12 protein-coding genes, 5 tRNA genes and 3 rRNA genes are annotated in these 23,140 nt (G+C 43.8%); 5 read left to right on the top strand and 15 right to left on the bottom strand.

Annotated features, from left to right (window positions below; genetic code table 11):
- Positions 1-75: 75 nt before the first annotated feature.
- The 13 genes from CWC29_RS09400 to CWC29_RS09460 form a co-directional block, all read right to left on the bottom strand.
- Positions 76-2,319: a TonB-dependent receptor gene (locus CWC29_RS09400; RefSeq protein ID WP_138523711.1), complete on the bottom strand. Its 2,244-nt coding sequence runs from the start codon at positions 2,317-2,319 to the stop codon at positions 76-78.
- A 1,191-nt stretch (positions 2,320-3,510) separates the two neighbouring features.
- A 5S ribosomal RNA gene (gene rrf / locus CWC29_RS09405) occupies positions 3,511-3,624 on the bottom strand.
- 191 nt (positions 3,625-3,815) lie between these two features.
- A 23S ribosomal RNA gene (locus CWC29_RS09410) occupies positions 3,816-6,809 on the bottom strand.
- Positions 6,810-7,084: 275 nt separating this feature from the next.
- Positions 7,085-8,617: ribosomal RNA gene (locus tag CWC29_RS09415) — 16S ribosomal RNA — on the bottom strand.
- The 16S, 23S and 5S rRNA genes sit together here, the layout of an rRNA operon.
- Positions 8,618-9,572: 955 nt before the next feature.
- Positions 9,573-9,646, bottom strand: a tRNA-Cys gene (locus CWC29_RS09420).
- A gap of 11 nt (positions 9,647-9,657) precedes the next feature.
- A tRNA-Gly gene (locus CWC29_RS09425) sits at positions 9,658-9,733 on the bottom strand.
- A 43-nt stretch (positions 9,734-9,776) separates the two neighbouring features.
- Positions 9,777-9,863: transfer RNA gene (locus tag CWC29_RS09430), tRNA-Leu, on the bottom strand.
- 36 nt (positions 9,864-9,899) lie between these two features.
- Positions 9,900-9,973 (bottom strand) — tRNA-Cys (locus tag CWC29_RS09435).
- 7 nt (positions 9,974-9,980) lie between these two features.
- Positions 9,981-10,056: transfer RNA gene (locus CWC29_RS09440), tRNA-Gly, on the bottom strand.
- Between the two features lie 209 nt (positions 10,057-10,265).
- Positions 10,266-10,811, bottom strand: coding sequence for a CDP-diacylglycerol--glycerol-3-phosphate 3-phosphatidyltransferase (gene pgsA, locus CWC29_RS09445; protein ID WP_128725210.1), 546 nt, complete (start codon positions 10,809-10,811; stop codon positions 10,266-10,268).
- Positions 10,812-10,853: 42 nt separating this feature from the next.
- Entirely contained in the window at positions 10,854-12,677 is a 1,824-nt protein-coding gene (uvrC, locus tag CWC29_RS09450) for an excinuclease ABC subunit UvrC (protein WP_128725209.1), read from the bottom strand.
- A gap of 11 nt (positions 12,678-12,688) precedes the next feature.
- Complete coding sequence (gene uvrY / locus CWC29_RS09455; protein WP_010606537.1) at positions 12,689-13,339, bottom strand: UvrY/SirA/GacA family response regulator transcription factor; 651 nt, start codon at positions 13,337-13,339, stop codon at positions 12,689-12,691.
- 255 nt (positions 13,340-13,594) lie between these two features.
- A complete protein-coding gene (locus CWC29_RS09460) occupies positions 13,595-14,740 on the bottom strand; it encodes a dicarboxylate/amino acid:cation symporter (RefSeq protein WP_128725208.1) in 1,146 nt (381 codons plus the stop codon).
- Between the two features lie 210 nt (positions 14,741-14,950).
- On the opposite strand from CWC29_RS09460, the gene CWC29_RS09465 reads away from it, so the two are divergent.
- The 3 genes from CWC29_RS09465 to CWC29_RS09475 all read left to right on the top strand — a co-directional run bounded on the left by CWC29_RS09465 (position 14,951) and on the right by CWC29_RS09475 (position 19,368).
- On the top strand, positions 14,951-17,245 hold the full coding sequence (locus CWC29_RS09465) for a carbohydrate binding family 9 domain-containing protein (RefSeq protein WP_128725207.1): 2,295 nt from the start codon (positions 14,951-14,953) through the stop codon (positions 17,243-17,245).
- A 128-nt stretch (positions 17,246-17,373) separates the two neighbouring features.
- Entirely contained in the window at positions 17,374-18,342 is a 969-nt protein-coding gene (gene cysK / locus CWC29_RS09470; protein ID WP_095727562.1) for a cysteine synthase A, read from the top strand.
- A 159-nt stretch (positions 18,343-18,501) separates the two neighbouring features.
- Positions 18,502-19,368 carry a substrate-binding periplasmic protein gene (locus CWC29_RS09475; protein ID WP_138524935.1) on the top strand — a complete coding sequence of 289 codons (867 nt, stop codon included), beginning with the start codon at positions 18,502-18,504 and terminating at the stop codon, positions 19,366-19,368.
- A gap of 97 nt (positions 19,369-19,465) precedes the next feature.
- On the opposite strand, the gene queE is transcribed toward CWC29_RS09475, so the two are convergent.
- Positions 19,466-20,131 carry a 7-carboxy-7-deazaguanine synthase QueE gene (gene queE, locus CWC29_RS09480; RefSeq protein ID WP_138524937.1) on the bottom strand — a complete coding sequence of 222 codons (666 nt, stop codon included), beginning with the start codon at positions 20,129-20,131 and terminating at the stop codon, positions 19,466-19,468.
- 123 nt (positions 20,132-20,254) lie between these two features.
- On the opposite strand from queE, the gene queC reads away from it, so the two are divergent.
- Positions 20,255-20,914, top strand: a complete 660-nt coding sequence (gene queC, locus CWC29_RS09485; RefSeq protein ID WP_128725204.1) for a 7-cyano-7-deazaguanine synthase QueC — start codon at positions 20,255-20,257, stop codon at positions 20,912-20,914.
- A 50-nt stretch (positions 20,915-20,964) separates the two neighbouring features.
- Here queC and cysB read toward each other — a convergent pair whose 3' ends face one another.
- Positions 20,965-21,942, bottom strand: a complete 978-nt coding sequence (gene cysB / locus CWC29_RS09490; protein WP_128725203.1) for an HTH-type transcriptional regulator CysB — start codon at positions 21,940-21,942, stop codon at positions 20,965-20,967.
- A gap of 413 nt (positions 21,943-22,355) precedes the next feature.
- Here cysB and CWC29_RS09495 point away from each other — a divergent pair, with 413 nt between their 5' ends.
- Complete coding sequence (locus tag CWC29_RS09495) at positions 22,356-23,117, top strand: hypothetical protein (protein ID WP_128725202.1); 762 nt, start codon at positions 22,356-22,358, stop codon at positions 23,115-23,117.
- Positions 23,118-23,140: the final 23 nt, after the last annotated feature.

Raw genomic sequence — 23,140 nt, forward strand, 5'->3', positions numbered from 1 at the left:
GACGAGACATTTAAAACAAAAAAGCCGCGTAGTAAGAAACTAAGCGGCTTTTTCTATATTCAAACTAGGGCTGGATTAATCTAACCAGAACTCTTTTTTGAACTTAATACCAAACTCACTGCGGTCATTGCTGCGCATGACACCAACAAAGCCACTTTGCTGTAGACGACCTACATCGTACACTTCATTAAGCACGTTTTCACCGTATAACGTTACTTCCATATCGCCTTCAGCGTTGGTGTATGAGATGTTAAAGCCTAACAATTCGCGAGAATCAATATGCTCGCTTGCACGTGTTACAGACTGACCTTGCATGTCTGAGCGGTACGAGTAGCTTGCGTTAACTGCAATCGTTGCACCATGCTCTAAGTCATGGAAGTAAGATGGTGCCACCATCACAGTCCATCTTGGCGTAAGTGCTGGCGCATCGCCTTTACCAATACCAATAACACCTTCATCAACATGGGTAATTTCAGAGTCAAGGTAACCGATTGAGCTGCGTACTGAGAAATCATCAGTAATTGCGACTGTCGTTTCAAGTTCAATACCTTGTGCTTTCGACTCACCCGCATTTTCCACGATAGTGACGAAACCACCGCCAGCTGTCGGGTCGTTGAAAGGTAACGCCAGATCAGTGTAATCCGTTACAAATGCAGCAACCATCATAGATACGTTTTCATGCACTTGGCCTTTGAAACCAATTTCGTAGTTAATTGCTTTAGTTTCATCAAACGCAGCGAATTGATCTGGGCCACCAAATGGGCGAGGTGGGAAGCCGCCACTTTGGTATCCTTTTTGAACCTGTGCGTAGACATTGATGTCACGAGTTAGCTGGTATGACGCATTCACATCCCACGTCACTTCGTCAAAGTCTGCGCTAACGTATTTACGAGCACCAAAGCTTGGGAATAGCGCGTTTGCCTCTTTTTTGTCTTCAGAGTAACGTAAACCACCACCAATGCTGAGTAACTCAGTCACGTCAAAGCTTGCATTGATATATGCCGCATAGGCATCGGTTTCTTGGTTGATGTCAAAGTAACCGTAGCCACCAAAAGAAGCCGTCTGACCATCATTCAATAATCCATTTGGCGTGTTCCATGGGCTAAATACAAACGGACCAGAGCTGGTAAAGCCATCTTCGTTAAAGTAATAAAGACCCGATACAAAATCCCAAGAGTCATAAGTACCATTTAGCTGTAGTTCAAATGAGTACTGATCTGCACCGCCCTCTTCTGGGAATTCTGAGAGATTAAGTGCTACCGCATCGTCATCTAGGCCGCCGGTATATTCAGAGCTACGCTTACTTGCGATAAATTTAACAGAGTAAACATCACTTGCTTGCCAATCGGCAGTCACGGAGCCGCCCCAACCAGAATAATCAGTGCTTTCAATGCCAGCAACCGTTGTTGCCAAATCATCAGGATTGTTTGGCAGCATAGACTCATCTAGCAATGGGAAGTCACCATTGAAAGGATCATTTGAGTCAAGCGGATCTGTTAATTCGATAGTATACGGCGATTGACCAGACTCGTTCTCAACGCCGTCAAATGCAGCGGTGACAACTAAATCATTCGTCGCTTGCCATCTAAGTGCTAAGCGACCACTAAACTCTTGTTCTTCGCCGATTTCTTTTTCAGGATTTGCTAAGTTAATTGCTTTGCCTACACCATCGCGCTCTTTATAAGAAGCACTTGCAGAAAAGCTTAGTGTGTCTGTTAAAGTTTGACTTGTATATAGATCAGTCGCTAAACGACCGCGAGAACCTATTTTAGCTTCAACGCGTGCAACTTCTTCAGCGCCAGGTTGTTTAGTGATTACATTTACTGCACCACCTAATGTGTTACGACCGTACAGTGTACCTTGTGGACCACGTAGTACTTCTACGCGTTCAACATTTGGCAATGAAAGGTTAGAACCCATCTGACGGCCAAGATATACACCATCAACGTACACACCAACACCAGGGTCTGTTGTGATCACATGGTCTTGCAGACCAATACCGCGGATAAATACAGAAGCATGTGCAGCGTTACCTACACCATAGCGAGTAATATTTAAGTTTGGAACGAACTTACCAATATCGTCTAGATTGCTGATATTGGCTTTATCAATATCACTAGCACCGATAGAAGTAATTGCGGTAGGCGTTTCGAACAAGCTTTCTGTACGTTTACGAGCAGTCACTTCTATTTTTTCAAAAACTTGTTTTTCTTGCTCTACATTAGCTTGTTCAGCCAATGCTGTACTAGGAAGGGCTACTGCTGCTAACACTGCAGCTGAAATCGCAGATAAACCAAGGCGAGGTAAAACTGTAATCATATAATCTCCAAAGGAATCACCGTGTGTGTACTAGTCGCGAGAGGTCACAAACTAGAGAAGCAACAAGCTCAGTGTTATTACTTCTAGCCCTGTAATCCGTCAAATCTAAATAGACTGAACGCTACAAATTTTGGGCATAAAAAAAGATGCACTAGGCGCATCTCTTTCCTCTGGAAGGGTATTATAGTTAAAACCGACACAAATTGAAATAATTATTTAATAAAAATTAATATTTAGGTTTTTGTAGCTACTTTAAACACAATTAAAGGAAAATAAACCTCAAAAAAATCCTTATACAACAAACAATTATACTATATAACTGAACTATAAGCTTTATTTTGTTACTAAAGTGATACATCACTAGAATGCCAAATTATTGCCTTGACCTTGCCTTTAGTAGAACAATTGGCTGACCTTGCGAAGTCTAAAATAAGCAGTAAAAGGCGAACTTTACCTTGGTCAAAAAATACTTCTACTCGTTTTTGAGCCAGAACTTTCATTGCAAGTTATCGGTGGGTAAACCACCTCCGACCACGCTGCTCATTGCTGATGTGGTGGTAGGAGCGAGTTTACCTCGCGATCTTTAATAAGGCCCCGGCTCGCTACGAAGTAAGATGTTCTACTTTCACATGGGAAGCCCAACAGCTCGGCGGGTAAACCACCTCCGACCACGCTGCTCAGTGCTGATGTGGTGGTAGGTGCACATTTACTTAGGTTTAGAAAAGCTCGTGATGTTACGAAGTGATGCTTTTATTCTTTTTTGCCAAGCCCAACAGCTCGGTGGGTAAACCACCTCCGACCACGCCGCTCAGTGCTGATGCTGTGGTGGGAGCGAGTTTACCTCGCGATGTGTTGATTTTGCGAGGTTTTCTAAAATCCCAAACAGCAAAAAACCCGTCACATCTCTGCAACGGGTTTGACGTACATGGAGGTACTAATGTCGATTAGAATCATGGATGAATGCTGTTAATCGACCTTTAATAAGGCCCTGGCTCGCTACGAACTAGGATGTTTTACTCTCTTTGTTTGGGGAGCCCAACAGCTCGGTGGGTAAACCACCTCCGACCACGCTGGTCAGTGCTGATGCTGTGGTAGGAGCGAGTTTACCTCGCGAGGTTTTATACCTCAAATCTCTATGCCCCAAACAGCAAAAAACCCGTCGCATTGCTGCAACGGGTTTCTTTAATAAGGCCCTGACGATGTTCTACTTTCACATGGGAAGCCCACACTATCATCGACGCTGTTTTGTTTCACTTCTGAGTTCGGCATGGGGTCAGGTGGTTCCAAAACGCTATGGTCATCAGGAAATCTGGGTGCAAATGTCTAATGACATCGTGCCTCGCACGAGCATTCCATTTGCGCAAGGTGAACCGATTTCGCGATACCGCTGAGGTTGGTCACCTTGTTTAATTCTTAAATCTGGAAAAAGCTTATTAAATTCTTTTGTCTACTTCAGTCTATTAACTTCTGTCGCTTATAAACCACTTTGGCGTTGTATGGTTAAGCCTCTCGGGTAATTAGTACGAGTTAGCTTAATGCCTCACAGCACTTCCACATCTCGCCTATCAACGTTGTAGTCTTCAACGGCCCTTCAGTTGACTCTAAGTCAAAGTGAGAACTCATCTCGAGGCCTGCTTCCCGCTTAGATGCTTTCAGCGGTTATCAGTTCCGAACGTAGCTACCGGGCAATGCAATTGGCATCACAACCCGAACACCAGCGGTTCGTCCACTCCGGTCCTCTCGTACTAGGAGCAGCCCCTCTCAATTCTCAAACGCCCACGGCAGATAGGGACCGAACTGTCTCACGACGTTCTAAACCCAGCTCGCGTACCACTTTAAATGGCGAACAGCCATACCCTTGGGACCGACTTCAGCCCCAGGATGTGATGAGCCGACATCGAGGTGCCAAACACCGCCGTCGATATGAACTCTTGGGCGGTATCAGCCTGTTATCCCCGGAGTACCTTTTATCCGTTGAGCGATGGCCCTTCCATTCAGAACCACCGGATCACTATGACCTACTTTCGTACCTGCTCGACGTGTCTGTCTCGCAGTTAAGCTTGCTTCTACCATTACACTAACCGTACGATGTCCGACCGTACTTAGCAAACCTTCGTGCTCCTCCGTTACTCTTTGGGAGGAGACCGCCCCAGTCAAACTACCCACCAGGCACTGTCCTCAACCCCGGTTCAGGGGCCTAAGTTAGAACATCAACACTACAAGGGTGGTATTTCAAGGTCGGCTCCACAGAAACTAGCGTTCCTGCTTCAAAGCCTCCCACCTATCCTACACATGTAGGGTCAATGTTCAGTGCCAAGCTGTAGTAAAGGTTCACGGGGTCTTTCCGTCTAGCCGCGGGTACACAGCATCTTCACTGCGATTTCAATTTCACTGAGTCTCGGGTGGAGACAGCGTGGCCATGGTTACACCATTCGTGCAGGTCGGAACTTACCCGACAAGGAATTTCGCTACCTTAGGACCGTTATAGTTACGGCCGCCGTTTACCGGGGCTTCGATCAAGAGCTTCGCCTAAGCTAACCCCATCAATTAACCTTCCGGCACCGGGCAGGTGTCACACCGTATACGTCATCTTACGATTTTGCACAGTGCTGTGTTTTTAATAAACAGTCCCAGCCACCTGGTCACTGCGGCTCTCGTTTGCTTACAGAGCAAGTCTTTCACAAACAAGAGCGTACCTTCTCCCGAAGTTACGGTACAATTTTGCCTAGTTCCTTCACCCGAGTTCTCTCAAGCGCCTTAGTATTCTCTACCTGACCACCTGTGTCGGTTTAGGGTACGATTCAGTATGAACTGAAGCTTAGAGGCTTTTCCTGGAAGTAGGGCATCAACAACTTCACCACCTTAGTGGCTCGTCTCGACTCTCAGCCTTAGCAACCCGGATTTTCCTAAGTCACCAGCCTACAGCCTTTCACATGGACAACCAACGCCATGCTTGCCTAGCCTGCTCCGTCCCCCCATCGCATTCATACCAAGTACGGGAATATTAACCCGTTTCCCATCGACTACGCTCTTCAGCCTCGCCTTAGGGGTCGACTCACCCTACCCTGATTAACATGGGATAGGAACCCTTGGTCTTCCGGCGGAGGAGTTTTTCACTCCTCTTGTCGTTACTCATGTCAGCATTCGCACTTCTGATATGTCCAGCATGCCTCCCGGCACACCTTCAGCCACTTACAGAACGCTCCCCTACCCCGCATACTTACGTACGCAGCCGTAGCTTCGGTGGTATGTTTAGCCCCGTTACATCTTCCGCGCAGGCCGACTCGACTAGTGAGCTATTACGCTTTCTTTAAAGGGTGGCTGCTTCTAAGCCAACCTCCTAGCTGTTTTAGCCTTCCCACATCGTTTCCCACTTAACATACACTTTGGGACCTTAGCTGACGGTCTGGGTTGTTTCCCTCTCCACGACGGACGTTAGCACCCGCCGTGTGTCTCCCGGATAGTACTTTACGGTATTCGGAGTTTGCAAAGGGTTGGTAAGTCGGGATGACCCCCTAGCCTTAACAGTGCTCTACCCCCGTAAGTATTCGTCCGAGGCTCTACCTAAATAGATTTCGGGGAGAACCAGCTATCTCCCGGTTTGATTAGCCTTTCACTCCTAGCCACAGGTCATCCCCTAACTTTTCAACGTTAGTGGGTTCGGTCCTCCAGTTGATGTTACTCAACCTTCAACCTGCCCATGGCTAGATCACCGGGTTTCGGGTCTATACCCTGCAACTTAAGCGCCCAGTTAAGACTCGCTTTCGCTACGGCTCCCCTAAATGGTTAACCTCGCTACAGAATATAAGTCGCTGACCCATTATACAAAAGGTACGCAGTCACCCACCCCAAATAGCTCTGCTATTTGAACCACCTAGGTTCTATTTCTTCGAGATGTCTTTTATCATCGGCTGCTAAAGCAGGTCGATGTTAAAGAACCCCAACAAAGGTATTTGGTGGTGGGCTCCTACTGCTTGTACGTACACGGTTTCAGGTTCTATTTCACTCCCCTCACAGGGGTTCTTTTCGCCTTTCCCTCACGGTACTGGTTCACTATCGGTCAGTTGGGAGTATTTAGCCTTGGAGGATGGTCCCCCCATATTCAGTCAAAGTTTCACGTGCTCCGACCTACTCGATTTCACTTTAGATAAGTTTTTGTGTACGGGACTATCACCCTGTTTCGTCATGCTTTCCAGCATGTTCCACTAACTACACTAAAGCTTAAGGGCTGCTCCGATTTCGCTCGCCGCTACTTTCGGAATCTCGGTTGATTTCTTTTCCTACGGGTACTTAGATGTTTCAGTTCTCCGCGTTCGCCTCGTTAACCTATGTATTCAGTTAACGATACCTGCAAGCAGGTGGGTTTCCCCATTCGGAAATCCTAGTCTCAAGCGCCTCTTACTGGCTTGACTAGGCTTATCGCAAGTTAGTACGTCCTTCATCGCCTCCAACTGCCAAGGCATCCACCGTGTACGCTTAGTCACTTAACCATACAACCCAAAATGGTTTATTACTTTGAGGTGTATGTGTCAAAGACAGTTTAACTTCGCCAGAAGTTAATATTGAATACTAAAGTAGACGCTAATTAATCATCGAAATGATTAATCGGCATTTTCTTTCGAAAACTCGATAAATAACTTTTCGTTATCTATCAGAATTTAATTTTTCAGCTTTTCCAAATTTTTAAAGAGCAATATCACTTAGCCATCAGGCCAAGCAACAATCATCTGTGTGGACACTTCGAACAAATAAGTTCTAAATCGTATAAGGAGGTGATCCAGCCCCAGGTTCCCCTAGGGCTACCTTGTTACGACTTCACCCCAGTCATGAATCACTCCGTGGTGAACGTCCCCCCGAAGGTTAGACTATCCACTTCTGGAGCAACCCACTCCCATGGTGTGACGGGCGGTGTGTACAAGGCCCGGGAACGTATTCACCGCAACATTCTGATTTGCGATTACTAGCGATTCCGACTTCATGGAGTCGAGTTGCAGACTCCAATCCGGACTACGACAGGCTTTAAGGGATTCGCTCACTATCGCTAGCTCGCTGCTCTCTGTACCTGCCATTGTAGCACGTGTGTAGCCCTACACGTAAGGGCCATGATGACTTGACGTCGTCCCCACCTTCCTCCGGTTTATCACCGGCAGTCTCCTTAGAGTTCCCGACCGAATCGCTGGCAACTAAGGATAGGGGTTGCGCTCGTTGCGGGACTTAACCCAACATCTCACAACACGAGCTGACGACAGCCATGCAGCACCTGTATCAGAGCTCCCGAAGGCACCAAACCATCTCTGGTAAGTTCTCTGTATGTCAAGTGTAGGTAAGGTTCTTCGCGTTGCATCGAATTAAACCACATGCTCCACCGCTTGTGCGGGCCCCCGTCAATTCATTTGAGTTTTAACCTTGCGGCCGTACTCCCCAGGCGGTCTACTTAATGCGTTAGCTTTGGAAAAGTTGTCCGAAGACCCCAGCTCCTAGTAGACATCGTTTACGGCGTGGACTACCAGGGTATCTAATCCTGTTTGCTCCCCACGCTTTCGTACATGAGCGTCAGTGTTGACCCAGGTGGCTGCCTTCGCCATCGGTATTCCTTCAGATCTCTACGCATTTCACCGCTACACCTGAAATTCTACCACCCTCTATCACACTCTAGTTTGCCAGTTCGAAATGCAGTTCCCAGGTTAAGCCCGGGGCTTTCACATCTCGCTTAACAAACCGCCTGCGTACGCTTTACGCCCAGTAATTCCGATTAACGCTCGCACCCTCCGTATTACCGCGGCTGCTGGCACGGAGTTAGCCGGTGCTTCTTCTGTCAGTAACGTCACAGCTAGCAGGTATTAACTACTAACCTTTCCTCCTGACTGAAAGTGCTTTACAACCCGAAGGCCTTCTTCACACACGCGGCATGGCTGCATCAGGCTTGCGCCCATTGTGCAATATTCCCCACTGCTGCCTCCCGTAGGAGTCTGGACCGTGTCTCAGTTCCAGTGTGGCTGATCATCCTCTCAAACCAGCTAGGGATCGTCGCCTTGGTGAGCCTTTACCTCACCAACTAGCTAATCCCACTTGGGCCAATCTAAAGGCGAGAGCCGAAGCCCCCTTTGGTCCGTAGACATTATGCGGTATTAGCCATCGTTTCCAATGGTTGTCCCCCACCTCAAGGCATGTTCCCAAGCATTACTCACCCGTCCGCCGCTCGTCATCTTCTAGCAAGCTAGAAATGTTACCGCTCGACTTGCATGTGTTAGGCCTGCCGCCAGCGTTCAATCTGAGCCATGATCAAACTCTTCAATTAAAAGTTTTTTGAAACCTAAGTTTCATGCTCATTGAATTCTGATTTTGATACCTTTCGGTATCGAATTGACTGTGCTGAATAAACTATGTTTATTCTGTTGGTCACTCAGTTCAATTGAGACTCTAAATTTGTTTGCGCCATCTAGCGAACTAGAATCTGCTGTTAGAACTCAATCTGTACGAGTACCCACACAGATGATTGCTTCATATTTTTAAAGAACGTTTCGAAACATTTCGTTGTTTCGAGGGGTGTGCATTCTAAGCATTCCCAATTTTTTGTCAACACTTAATTTTTAATTTCTTGAGAAGTTTTCAAAGCTAAGTTTTACTCGACTACCAACTCGTTGGCTCATTGCTTTTCAGCGCTGCTCCCCGTGTCGGTGGATGCGCATTATAGGGAGATCCGATTTTAGTGCAACCCTTTTTTCATTAAAACTTATAAAAAAGGTTTGTTCGAACAAAAAATAAACGAAACATGTCGAAACAGTATATTTTTCGCCCAAAAAGACCGAATTGAGGTCACGCGAGTCTACATAAACTTTAAGCATCACTAAGGAACAACTAGCGTTATGTAACATCTGTTAGCATATCAACTTGCCAACTTACATATAGAACTCGAAACAAAGCCAGGTCAATTCTGCTTTATGTAGAGAAGGTGTACGTAAATTATGTGGAAGTGAAAATACAAAGCGACTAAGAAGCAGTAAGTCTATCCGATAAGCAGGACTAGATACCAAAATGATACCTTTTATTGAAAATATGAATATAGATGCGTTTATAAAGGCATTGAATATTAACTTTCGATTCTTGTTATTAGTTAGTGGTTGTAATAATTATGGGATCTAAAGAAACAGTGTTTAAGTAAAAGAAGATGTGGATAAATCAGTAACAGTGGTGTTCTTGGATAACAAAAAGGTAAATTAGTGGGATATTAAGAATAAAGAGAATATGCGATATGGAGGCGGAACCCGGAGTCGAACCGAGGTAGACGGATTTGCAATCCGCTGCATGGCCACTCTGCCATTCCGCCATGAAGAATATTGGAGCGAGTAACGAGGTTCGAACTCGTGACCTCGACCTTGGCAAGGTCGCGCTCTACCAGCTGAGCTATACTCGCATTCCATTTTTCACACTGGTAAATTTGATATGTGAAAAATAAATGGTGCCCGGGGCCGGACTTGAACCGGCACGCTGTTACCAGCGAGGGATTTTAAATCCCTTGTGTCTACCAATTCCACCACCCGGGCATCGGGCTTGCTTTCGCATGTGGATATGTTGAGAAATGGAGGCGGAACCCGGAGTCGAACCGAGGTAGACGGATTTGCAATCCGCTGCATGGCCACTCTGCCATTCCGCCGCAAATTTGGAGCGAGTAACGAGGTTCGAACTCGTGACCTCGACCTTGGCAAGGTCGCGCTCTACCAGCTGAGCTATACTCGCGTTCCATTATTTAAATCCACTTATTTACTAAGCTTCTTTAAACTTTAACTTGCTAGGTGATGCTATCTAAATTTCATTTAGATGACACATTGCCCTCTCAACACGGACGCATTCTACAGAAGTTCTGGAACGCGTCAACATAAAAAATGAATGTTTTGAATCGTTTGCTCAAAATTTATCTAAACCGCTGGGTTTATAATCATTTCAAGTCAAGAATTAGTCAATTCTCCTTTTGCAGCATAGAGATACTGGATCATAGAAACTAATGTTAGCAATGTCGCGATAGCTAAAAGTGCGTAACTTAGCATTGTCATCCACTCTGATAATTGCCAAATCAAACCTATAATAGCTAACATCTGCGCAGCTGTTTTAAATTTACCCAGCCAAGATACTGCAACACTTCCTCTTTTACCTTGCTCAGCCATCCATTCACGCAGCGCAGAAATAACTATTTCTCTACTAATAATGACAACAGCAGAAATAGTAATGAAATAATTATCATAATGTGTAGCAAGTATCACCAAAGCGACACTGACCATCACTTTGTCGGCAACAGGATCTAAAAAAGCGCCAAATGGTGTTGACTGTTCCAACTTACGAGCAAGATAGCCATCGAGGATATCGGTAACTGAAGCTAACCAGAAAATAAAAGCGGCGGCAAAAAATGCCCATGAATAAGGAAGATAAAAAACGACTGCAAACACAGGAATGAGTAGCAATCTAAATGTTGTGAGCGTATTTGGAATATTCCACATAACTACTTGGTATTGTCTTTTTTTCTATGTTCGCATGATTGCTTAAGCTTTGTCATGCAAATGATTAAATATCTTTTCAGCCATTTCAGGGCTGATCCCAGGAACTTGCTTTAATTGATGTATATTTGCAGATTTAACTCCCTGCATGCCTCCTAAAAACTTAAGTAGTGCCTGACGTCTTTTCTGACCTACGCCTTCAATCTCTTCAAGCACAGATTGCGTTCTTTGCTTTTGTCTTTTATTACGATGCCCTGCAATTGCAAAGCGATGTGATTCGTCGCGGATATGCTGGATAAGGTGTAATGCAGGTGAATCACTTTCGACATTCACCGTTTTACGACCACCATCTATTAATAACGTTTCTAATCCCGGCTTTCGGCTTGTGCCTTTTGCAACCCCTATCAGTATCGGCATTTTCTTGAGTTGCCAATCAGCGAAGAAAGACTCTGCCCTACCTAACTGCCCCTTACCACCATCAATGAAAATAATATCGGGAACTTTAGCTTCATCCGACATTTTGCCGTAGCGCTTATTTAATGCAAAATCCATCGCTGCGTAGTCATCCCCAGGGGTGATCCCTGTGACGTTATATCTGCGATACTCTCTATTGTTTGGCCCTTGACCATCGAATACGACACACGATGCAACCGTGTTTTCTCCCATGGTATGGCTGATATCAAAACACTCCATTCTTTGAATGTCTGAAAGCCCTAGCACTGCTTTTAGTTTGGCATATCGTTTGGTGATTGAGTCTTGTGCACTTTGTTTAACTTCAATACTGTTTTGCGCATTTTTATTTGCCAATGCAAGATATTGGGCTCGCTCACCGCGAACGTTACATTTGAAATTAACTTTGCGCTTCGAAACTTGAGTCAGCGCGGCTTCTAATGCACTTCCCTCTTCTATTTCGAATGGCAATACAATTTCTTTAGCAATTCTAGAGTGGTTACCCGTTGAAATATAATACTGTCCAAGGAAAGAAGTTAGCACTTCATCTGCGCCAGAATCTTTTGGTACTTTTGGAAAATGTGTTTTCGTCCCAAGTACCTTATGTTCTCTTATCATCAGTACATGAATGGCCACTAAACCGTTCTTCTGCTCATAACCAATGACATCAAGCTCTGCAAAGTTTCCTGCAATGGACTGCTGTTCTTGCATTTGCCTTAATAAAGCAATTTGATCTCTGTGTTTTGCCGCTTTCTCAAAATCCAAAGACATACTAGCGGTTTCCATTCGTTCCACCAGCGCTGAGATAACGTCCTGTGAACGTCCCGTCAAAAACTGTCGAACCATGGCAACTTGTTCTTGGTATTCTTCGTCGCTTACCTTGCCAACGCATGGTCCTGAACACCTTTTTAGCTGATACTGTAAACAAGGTCGGCTGCGTGCTCGGTAATACGCATCTTCGCATTGCCTAACCGGGAAAATCTTCTGCATTAATCTTAAACTTTCTGATACCGCAGCACTGCTAGGGAAAGGACCAAAGTATTCACCTTTTTGTTTTCTACTACCACGATGAAATGCAAGTCTTGGATGTTGGTGAGCGCTCAGGAAAATATACGGATAACTTTTATCATCTCTTAAAAGGATGTTATATCGCGGTTGATATTTCTTAATTAAATTATTTTCTAAAAGCAGCGCTTCAGTTTCAGTGTTCGTTAACGTGACTTCAATATGGTCAATATTACTGACCAATACTCGCGTTTTACTATCTGTGATATTTGAACGGAAGTAACTAGAAACTCGTTTTTTGAGGTTTTTTGCTTTACCAACATAGATAACCTGATCGTCCACATCGTACATGCGGTACACACCAGGTTCTGTTGTTAATGTCTTGAGGAAAGGTTTGTAATCAAATTCAGTCATTTAAAAAGAACTTAATGACTACTATCTATATCAATCATTTTATGGCGAATAGCCAAGTGGGTTAATTCTACATCACCGCTCACATTGAGCTTTTCAAACATGCGATAGCGATAACTATTTACCGTCTTAGAGCTTAAGTTCAAGCGATCTGCAATATTTTGTGCTTTCTCACCTTTAGTGATCATGAGCATAATCTGCAACTCTCTTTCCGATAACGATTGGAAAGGGTTTTCGTCATTGCGGCCACTAAATTGCGCAAGGGCAATTTGCTGAGCAATTTCTGGCGCAATATAACGCTGGCCAGCATTGACCGCACGTATCGCATTGATCATTTCATCGGGGCCTGCACCTTTTGTTAGGTAACCATGCGCACCAATTTGCATTACCTTGCTTGGGAAAGGATCTTCACAATGTACAGTAAGCACAATAACTTTTACATCTGGACAGTAACGGCAAATCTTTTTGGTCGCTTCCAATCCACCAATACCAGGCATGTTCATGTCCATTAGCACAATGTCAGGTTCACTTTGGCGACAAAACGTTACGGCTTCTTCACCGGTTTTGGCTTCTCCTACCACTTTAAAGCCACGCACATCATCTAAAATGCGTTTTATGCCAGTCCTGACAAGTTCATGATCATCAACTAAAAGCACATTAATCAATGGCACACCCTCTACATATATATTGGTAAAAGGAGCGAAGCAACCAACAGCCCCGCTTCCAGATGTTTGAGATTACCACATATTTTTTAAAAGCATAACGATAGAGACAAGAGAAAAATACAATTTTGATATGAATTAACTAAATAGTTAATTCATGAAAGAAGCTTTGATTATAATTTCACCGCTTTGCGATTTTTGTTTCAGCCGCTACAGCATTTTAGCAATAGCGGCTCAAAGTAGGTTTATTTACACACTTCAACTTTGCTTGGAAAATTTATCGACCCAAAGTGCAATCACACCGTCACCAGTGACGTTACATGCCGTACCAAAGCTATCTTGTGCTAAGTATAAAGCAATCATTAAAGCCACTGCGCCCTCATTAAAACCTAGCATGCTGGTCAATAACCCAAGTGCAGACATAACTGCACCACCCGGTGCACCAGGAGCCGCAATCATTACTACACCAAGCATAAAGATAAATGGCAACATTTCTGATAATGACGGTACCACCATGTCAGGAGAAAGCAACATTACAGCCATTGCACAAGTTACTATGGTAATAGTCGACCCTGACAAATGGATCGTGGCACAAAGTGGTACGGTAAAATTAGCAACCTCTTCGTTAACATTATTGGATTTACTTGCACGAAGAGAAACAGGAATAGTTGCCGCGCTCGACATTGTACCAATCGCAGTAAAATACGCAGGTAGCATATTTTTGATTAATTCTAGTGGATTTCTACCAAGTAACAGGCCGCTCACCACAAACAAGGTGCTTAGCCATAACCAATGCATAATAATCGCGGCAAGCAATACCACACCAAACGTACTTAGGGTGTCGAATACCGTACCTGCTACTGCCATTTCAGCAAAAACACCAGCAATGTAAAGTGGTAATACTGGAATAATGACTTTCGCAAGCAGTGCATCTATCACATCTCTCGCTTCGTCAGTAACACCTTTTAGTTTAGTTAAACCGCACTGGCTCATTCCAATACCAAAGATAAATGCCGTTGCAAGTGCCGTCATCACTCCCATAAGCGGCGGGATCTCGATATTAATAAAGCTCTTAAGATGAGACTCTTCTACAGCCTGATAAGCAATGCCACCGTCAAAGAACGGAACGAAAGCATTAACTAATAAAAATGCCAACGTGCCTGCAATAATGGTTGACCCATAAGCAAAGCCGACAGTCTTACCAAGCAAGTGGCCCGATCCCTTTGGTAAGCCTGCTATACCTGAAGCAATAAAAAGCAGGATTATCAGAGGAATAGTAAAGCTGATAAGTTGCCCTATGATCACCTTGAAGGTGTATAAGAGCTCAACCAACACAGTTGGCAAGTACAGACCCGCCAAAATACCAGCGACGATCCCCGCCACTAGCTTCAATATAAGAGACATAGTTACTTCCTAGCAGATTTTCAAAGGCGTTGTTGTAACATGTTTTTGGCCATGTTTGCTATTAATTCGATGGAGATAAATCGATTTGTACATTTTATGTATACATATTCGCCACCTAACGTAAATAATTGCAACCTGCCGAGAATAAATTGTTTCGATTAATTGCATATTATCTAATACTGGAAAAGTCTCTGTAAAATAATTAAATTCATGCTTAAAGCTGTAACCTACTCTTTTGTCGCGCTTAGTCTATCTAGTCAAGCATGGGCACTAGACCCAAATAAAATCCCATTTATCGATAGTTCTGCAAAAATTGATGGGATACTTGAAGCCAATATTTGGCAACGTGCATTAGAAATAGATATCAACAACATCACTTGGCCATACGAGAACCAATCAAGTCCAGTACAAACTAAGGCCTACGTATATGAGAATGGTCAATCTTTATTTATTGCTTTTGATGCAAAGGACCCTAATCCTGAATTGATCCGCGCATTTTATCGTGACCGTGACCGCGCCTGGGAAGATGACCTTGTCGGCATTAAAATTGATTCATTTAACAACGCCCAAAGCGCTTATCAGTTTTTCATCAACCCACTAGGCGTACAACAAGACTCCATTGAAAACGAACTCACTAAAAGTGAGAATGGTTCTTGGAATGGTATCTGGGATAGCGTAGGAAAAATAAACAAAGGCGGTTATGTTGTTGAAGTTGAAATCCCACTTCGAGTATTGAATTTTAACGACTCCCTCGAGAGCAAAACCATGGCTTTAGAGTTTCTGCGTTTTTATCCAAGAAATGAAAGATTGCGTATCTCCAGCATGCAACTGCAACATGCAAATTCTTGCTGGATCTGTCAAATGCCCAAATATCAGGGGTTTGCTAAGGCTAAGCAAAGTAGTAACTTTGCCGTTATTCCAACACTTGTCACCAATAGGCAAGAGTCTCGCGACATTGATGATGGTATTGCAGAGCCATGGCAAGCCAACAATAATGTCGAGCCGGGTTTAGACGTAAAGTGGGCAATCACACCGGACACGACGCTAAATGCAACACTAAACCCTGATTTCTCACAAGTTGAAGCTGACACAGGACAATTGAGCGTTAACAATAGCTTTAGCCTATTTTTCCCTGAAAAACGGTCTTTCTTTTTAGATAATTCTGATTACTTTTCTTCTCACCTTAACCTTATCCATACTCGGAATATTTCAGCACCAGATTATGGCGTCAAGCTTACCGGTAATAAAAATGGCCACACTTTTGCCGGATTTATTGCCAACGATGAAAGACTCAATGTCGTTGTTCCCGGAAATCTGGGCTCGAGTGTTGTCTCATTAGAGAGAAAAAGCCAAAACATGGCGCTTAGATATCGTCATGACCTAAACAAAACCTTGTCTATAGGCGTGACATCGACGACGAGGCAAAGCGACGACTATCGCAACCAAGTTGCGAGTATAGACGCCAAATACAAGCCTACAGATAACGATACCTTGCAGGTGCAGTTAATTGGCTCAGATACAGACTATGATAGTGCTTTTGCTGAAGCATTATGTGATAGTACGCTCGTTGAGTGCGACCTAAACGAAAGTGTACTCAGAGTGATTGACGAAGATGACCGTGGTGCTGGCTATTACGTTAATTATGAACATAATCGCAAGCATTGGAAGGCATTCACCAGCTACCAAGTTCGCGATGCAGCACTTAGAACCGATATGGGCTTTATCACTCAAGTCGACTTTAATAAATTTCTTTTTGGCGGTGAGTACCGTTGGTATGGCGATGACAACAACTGGTGGAACCGTGCACGTTGGTACGCCGACTGGGATATTTCCCACAACGAGCAAGGCGAGTTATTAGAAAAAGAAGTGCAAACTAACTTTGCAGTTGACGGCCCATTGCAAAGCTTTCTTGATTTCGGTGTTGAACATAGAAAACGCACTGGTCTGCGACATGATGAAACCCGTTTAGCGATTGACGGCAATACCGATCTATTTACCGAGAATTCACAGTGGACCTACATGGAGTTCAAGCCAATGGCTGGCGTTTTCGCAGGCTTGAAATTAAGTAAAGGAAACCGTGTTGACCTTGCAAACAACCGTGTTGGTGATTTGTACTTCGCCCGCCCGGTTATTAACGTCAATCTTGGCAAGCACTTTGAAGTTAGATTGCGCCACACATACGAAAAAATGAAAGCGGATGGCGCGGAAGTTTATAGCGCAAATCTGAGCGATATACGCCTGACTTACCAATTTAACATTAATAGCTATCTGAGATTGGCAATCATCAACACGGATATTTCGAGAAACCAGAGCAATTATAACGATGATGTTGATGCGACTTATAAAAGCATCAGCACCCAACTGCTCTATTCCTACAAGCTAAACCCACAAACCGTTTTCTTTGCAGGCTACTCCGATCACGGTTATCAAGACGATGATTTGTCAAAGATAACTAAAGACGAAAAGACGGTATTTATGAAGTTCAGTTATGCCTGGTTGATTTAAATACCAACCGTTAAATAACTATTAGCTATAAGCAAATTTGATATATCTTATAGCCAATCTTTCCTTTCGTTTTGCGAAATGCGCAGTAAAGTGATGGAATACAAGTAAACCTAGATTAGGGAACACAAATGACTAAAGTATATGCAGACAACAGTCTAACTATTGGTAATACACCGCTGGTTAAAATCAATCGCGTTTCTGGCGGCAATGTTTACGCAAAAGTGGAAGCGCGTAACCCAAGCTTCAGCGTTAAATGCCGTATTGGTGCGTCTATGATCTGGGAAGCTGAAAAAGCAGGTCTTCTTAGCGAAGGCAAAGAGCTTATTGAACCAACTTCAGGTAACACGGGTATTGCACTGGCTTTCGTTGCTGCTTCTCGTGGTTATAAGTTGACGCTTACTATGCCAAATACGATGAGCCTTGAGCGCCGTAAACTACTTAAAGCACTTGGCGCAAATTTAGTGCTAACCGAAGGCGCTAAGGGCATGAAAGGCGCGATTGAAAAAGCAAATGAAATCCAAGCAAGTAACCCTGAAAAATACGTGTTACTGCAACAGTTTGAAAACCCAGCAAACCCGAAGATCCACTTTGAAACAACGGGTCCAGAAATTTTTGATGCACTTGAAGGTAATATCGATTACTTCGTTGCAGGCGTTGGTACAGGTGGCACGATCACCGGTGTTTCACGCTATCTGAAAAATGAAAAAGGCCTAAATGTTAAGTCAATTGCTGTTGAACCAGTTGACTCGCCGGTTATCACTCAAACCCTTGCAGGTGACGAAGTAAAACCTGGTCCACACAAAATCCAAGGGATCGGCGCTGGTTTCATTCCAGGCAACCTAGATATTGAGCTGATTGATGGCGTTGAATTGGTGTCGAATGAAGATGCAATAGCAATGGCACATCAGCTGATGAAAGACGAAGGTATTTTAGTGGGTATTTCTTCAGGTGCAGCTCTAGTTGCCGCAAAGCGAATTGCCGAGCAACCTGAAAATGCTGATAAAAACATCGTGGTTATTTTACCAAGCGCAGCAGAGCGTTACCTAACTAGCCCACTCTTTGCAGACACATTCTCCGAACAAGAATTAGTACAGTAAAGATAGAGCTTCATATTCTAGATTACCAAGGGGCATGACTGCCCCTTTGTTTTTTATATTATTCCTTTTAATTTCACCTCCCTTCACTACACTTTATCTATTCGCTACGCTTTTTTGACTTAGATGATTGTAAAGACCTTATTACTCTTGTTTTCTCTCATGTTTAGTAGCTTCATCTATGGGGAGAATTTAAACGTCGCCTACTTTAAAGCTGGCGAGTTTCGCCTTGTACCTGGAGAAAAGTATCAAGGAGGTTACCTATATAATAAGAAGGGTAAAAATGCCTTCATTCATGTCGTGACATTAGATTGGCCACCTTATATCGGTGCAAACCTCTGCAATAAAGGCTGGGCCTTTCAGTTTGCTGTCGCACTGCTTACCGACTTAGATTATCAAGTGTATGTCGAATTTTTACCATGGGCTCGTGCTGTAAGAGCTGCAGAAACGGGCAAAGCTGATATCTTATTCCCAGAGTATTACATTGAGGACTCAGCTCCTTCTGACAATAACAAGAATAAAACTCGCAGAGAGCTACTTGCATTATCTAACGCTTTTCCTGGTGGTGAAATCGGTTTTTTGAAGCGCAGAGGCGAAGAAGACCGCTTTGATGGTAACTTAAACTCAGTTAAAAATGAGCTTATCGGTGTCGTAAGAGGCTATCAGAACACCCCTGAGTTTGATGCTATGATGGATAACGGTGAGTTTATAACGGTAGAGGCTGTTGATGATTTACAACTGGTGAAGTTACTCGTTGGTAAGCGCGTAAATTTAGTTATAGGCGATCCAAAGGTGCTTCGCTTTACGGTCAATTATTCAGATTTGCCTAGAGCGGAGAAAATTGAATTGCTAAGAAACATTGAAAGCGTGACACCGCCTATAAAGTATAATCACCTCTACTTTGCACTTAGCAAACAAAAACCACATTGGCGTGAATTGCTCAAAGACATCAATCGCAATCTCTATCAATTTGAAAACAGTGGTGAAACGCAAAGAATGATCGAAATGGTCAGTAACGAGTGTTATTAGCCTCTACATTGAGTTTAACGCCTAAGCACGCGGTTTGTTCAATGCCTCTGCTTAAACACACCGCATTTTTAGCTAAAATACGCTTAGGAAGATCACTTTAGTTAATCCCTAAATATTTGTGCACTTGAACTGATAAGCGCCAATTTTTCGCTTTGCAATTGTCTATTGCGAGCTTAGTGGCCTTGGCTTTTTGGCTGATTGGCTGAAGATAAACTAGCTTTGGCTCAACTCCAGTTTGTACAAATAACGCCTCTAATTCCTCAATATGTTTTTGCATCGCGACAGGGTGCTTTATCTCATCGGCACGAGCCATTGCGCTTGGAAGTACTTTGTAACCCCCACGCATATTAATTTTTGGCGACACAGTAACCCAAGTGTCAGTTGGTGCGAGGATCTCAAATGTACCGCTGGTTTCAATCTGTGTGCTGTACCCTTTACTATGCAATAGCTCGCATAACGGGCGGAGATCAAACATACAAGGTTCACCTCCAGTGATCACCACATGTTTTGCTTGGTAGCTCCGCGCCTCAAAAATCGCCAAAATCTCGTCAGCACTCGCGTTCGCCCACCACTCTGAGTCAGCCTTTTTTTCTACAGTGTTATCCAATGAAACAATAAAAGTGTCGTTGGTTTCCCAGGTTTGTTTGGTATCACACCAAGCGCAACCAACTGGACAGCCCTGCAAACGTAAAAAGATTGAAGGCGTACCAGTGAAGCTTGCCTCACCCTGAATTGTTTCAAATATTTCGTTAACCTTGTACAAAATGGCCCCGTGTTTAAGATAAAGTTGTCGAAAAATACCGCGAGAAAATTGTCATTTCTCCAGCGGCCGTGTAGTATATCGCGCCCTGAAGTAAACCTCTATCAAAATCGAGGCAAATCACCTATGAGCGAAAAAGTTGTCGTAATCTATTCTGGCGGAATGGACTCTTACACTGTATTAAACAAGGCTGTCCGCGAGGGCCATGAGGTTTATGCATTGTCTTTTAACTATGGCCAGCGACATGTAAAAGAGCTACAAGTTGCCGCTGACGTATGTGCAAAACTCGGCGTTGCTCATAAGGTCGTTGATATTTCGGCTATCAATCAATTATTGTCAGGCTCCAGCCTAACAGATGATATCGACGTGCCAGAAGGCCACTATGAAGAAGAGAGCATGAAGAGCACGATTGTGCCTAACCGCAATATGATTTTGCTTTCTCTTGCTGTAGGTTACGCAGTCTCTCTAAACGCAAATAAGGTATTTTACGGTGCTCACTCTGGTGATCATGCTATTTACCCAGATTGCCGCCCAGAGTTCGTTAAAAAGATGGATGATGTTTGTCGCATTGCGAACTACGACGCCGTTGAAATTGTGAGTCCTTACCTTAATAACTCAAAAATTGATATCCTTACTGATGGTCTAAAAATGGGATTAGATTACGCTGACACTTGGACGTGTTACAACGGTCGCGAAAAAGCGTGCGGTAAGTGTGGAGCTTGCCAAGAACGCCTCGAAGCGTTTGAGTTAAACCACGCGACAGATCCGCTCCCGTACGAACAATAGTATCGAAAAAGGCCTCTGTTGAGGCCTTTTTCATATACTTTTCAAGTGCTTCACTTTACTGGAAGCGTCATACCTTCAAACAGCTTGTCGATATCATCTTGATTTCGTAATAAGCTTGCACGCTCTACCACATCTTTTGTAAGATGCGGTGCAAATCGTTCGATAAAATCGTACATGTAGCCTCTTAGAAAGCTTCCTTTCCTAAAACCGATTTTCGTCGTACTTGCTTCGAATAAATGACTCGCATCGATACAAACTAAGTCGCTGTCAGATTTTTCGTCAAGTGCCATTGATGCCAACACACCAACACCAAGTCCTAATCTTACATAGGTTTTGATCACATCAGCGTCTGTTGCAGTAAACACGATGTGTGGCTCCAAACCATGAGCATTAAATGCTTTATCAAGCTCTGAGCGGCCAGTAAAACCAAATACATAAGTGATCAACGGATATTTAGCGACGTCTTGCACCGTCAGTGCAGTGCCTTTTTGTGCAAGAGGATGGTCTTTGGCGACCACAATACTGCGATTCCAGTGATAACAAGGTAGCATGACCAGGTCACTGTACAAGTGCAGCGCCTCGGTAGCGATAGCAAAGTCAGCATCACCTCGAGCGGCAGCATCAGAGATTTGCTGTGGCGTACCTTGATGCATGTGTAGAGAAACCGCCGGGTATTTTTTCATAAACCCTTGGATCACAGGAGGCAACGCGTAACGAGCTTGTGTATGCGTCGTTGCGATGTTCAGTTTACCCTGATCTGGTAAGGTATGTTCATTTGCGACCGCTTTGATCCCTTCCACTTTAGAGAGGATTTCACGAGCAATATTAATTATTTCATTACCTGCGCCCGTAACATGCGTTAAATGCTTACCGCTACGGCCAAAGATTTGGACCCCCAACTCGTCTTCAAGCATGCGCACTTGCTTTGAAATACCAGGTTGAGAGGTATATAAACTTTCCGCCGTCGCTGACACATTCAGGTTGTGATTCAACACTTCGACGATATATCTCAATTGTTGTAATTTCATATTGCTTTTATTCTTATGATCTCTTGATATTGAGCATCAGCCCATAGCAAAACCGCTTTTTGTTAGCGAGTTTAGTGCAAAGCGATAAAAACCGCCTGCTACGACCTAATGTAGGCTAGCACATTTGGTAAAAATGAGGTAGCCAAGAGGTAGTAAATATCAGCATTTTCATAGACACACTGACTGACATTTGACCGAATAACCAGCCTGTTGGCATGCTTTTGCGAACTCCCGAGCTAAATCTGGCGACTATCTTTCACTAAAACTAACCGCTCATTTAGGCATCGGCTATACTAAAAAATAATGAATTCTTTATCTTTTTTACAGGTTATTGTCGTAAACCTGTTCAGAATAGTACGAATTCATGTAAGATTAAAAAATTACACTGGTGGTTACATGAAAGAGATTTCAGTATGTTTGTTTCTATTATAATAATGTTGATTGTTGCACTTATCGTCATAGCAGTTTGGGTAAGTGCGATCCAGCAACATAAAGAGAAACAAGAAGCAGAGAGACGCAAAGAACTCGCTAAGCAAAAACGCGTAATTGAAGAAGCGGAAGACGTCATCATGAATGGCAGCAATATTCCAATGTCTGAAGTCATGATCCGTATCATTCAGCGCCGCGTGCACGACGCTTTAGCCGCAATGGTGGAGCTGTCTCCAACTTCGAGAGAGTTAAAAAGTCGATTGAATGAATCACAAGAACGCTTGAATACTCCGCCTGAAAAATCAAATGACTCTGATTCAATTGCGCTCCCTGATAACGACAAACAAATTATCGCGCTGGTTCAAGGCATAAAAAAGTTACGCCAACTACTGCGCTCTGAACATAGTAAAGGCAAAGTAGATACCCAACTGTTCGTTGGTGAAGATCGTAGGCTGGAGCGATTTCAGCTTAAAATCAATGTTGAAAGCCAGATAAAAAGAGGGCTTTCAGCGAGGACCGCAAATATGGTCGGTTCAGCAAGACAATACTTCGAAAAAGCTTACGCTACCATTTGCGCAGTTTCATACAATGATGACTATGTAAAAGAGAAAAAGGCACAGCTGGAAAGTTATTTAGAAGAGATCAGCAGTGAACTTAGAGCGTCTAACGCATCAGCGGTGAAAAAGAAAGCAGAGCAAGAACAAGACGACTTGGACGTATTATTTGCACCGAAGAAGAAGTGGTAACACCATAATTTACGTAAAAGGCT

The organism is Pseudoalteromonas galatheae (assembly GCF_005886105.2).
GTDB lineage: Bacteria > Pseudomonadota > Gammaproteobacteria > Enterobacterales > Alteromonadaceae > Pseudoalteromonas > Pseudoalteromonas galatheae.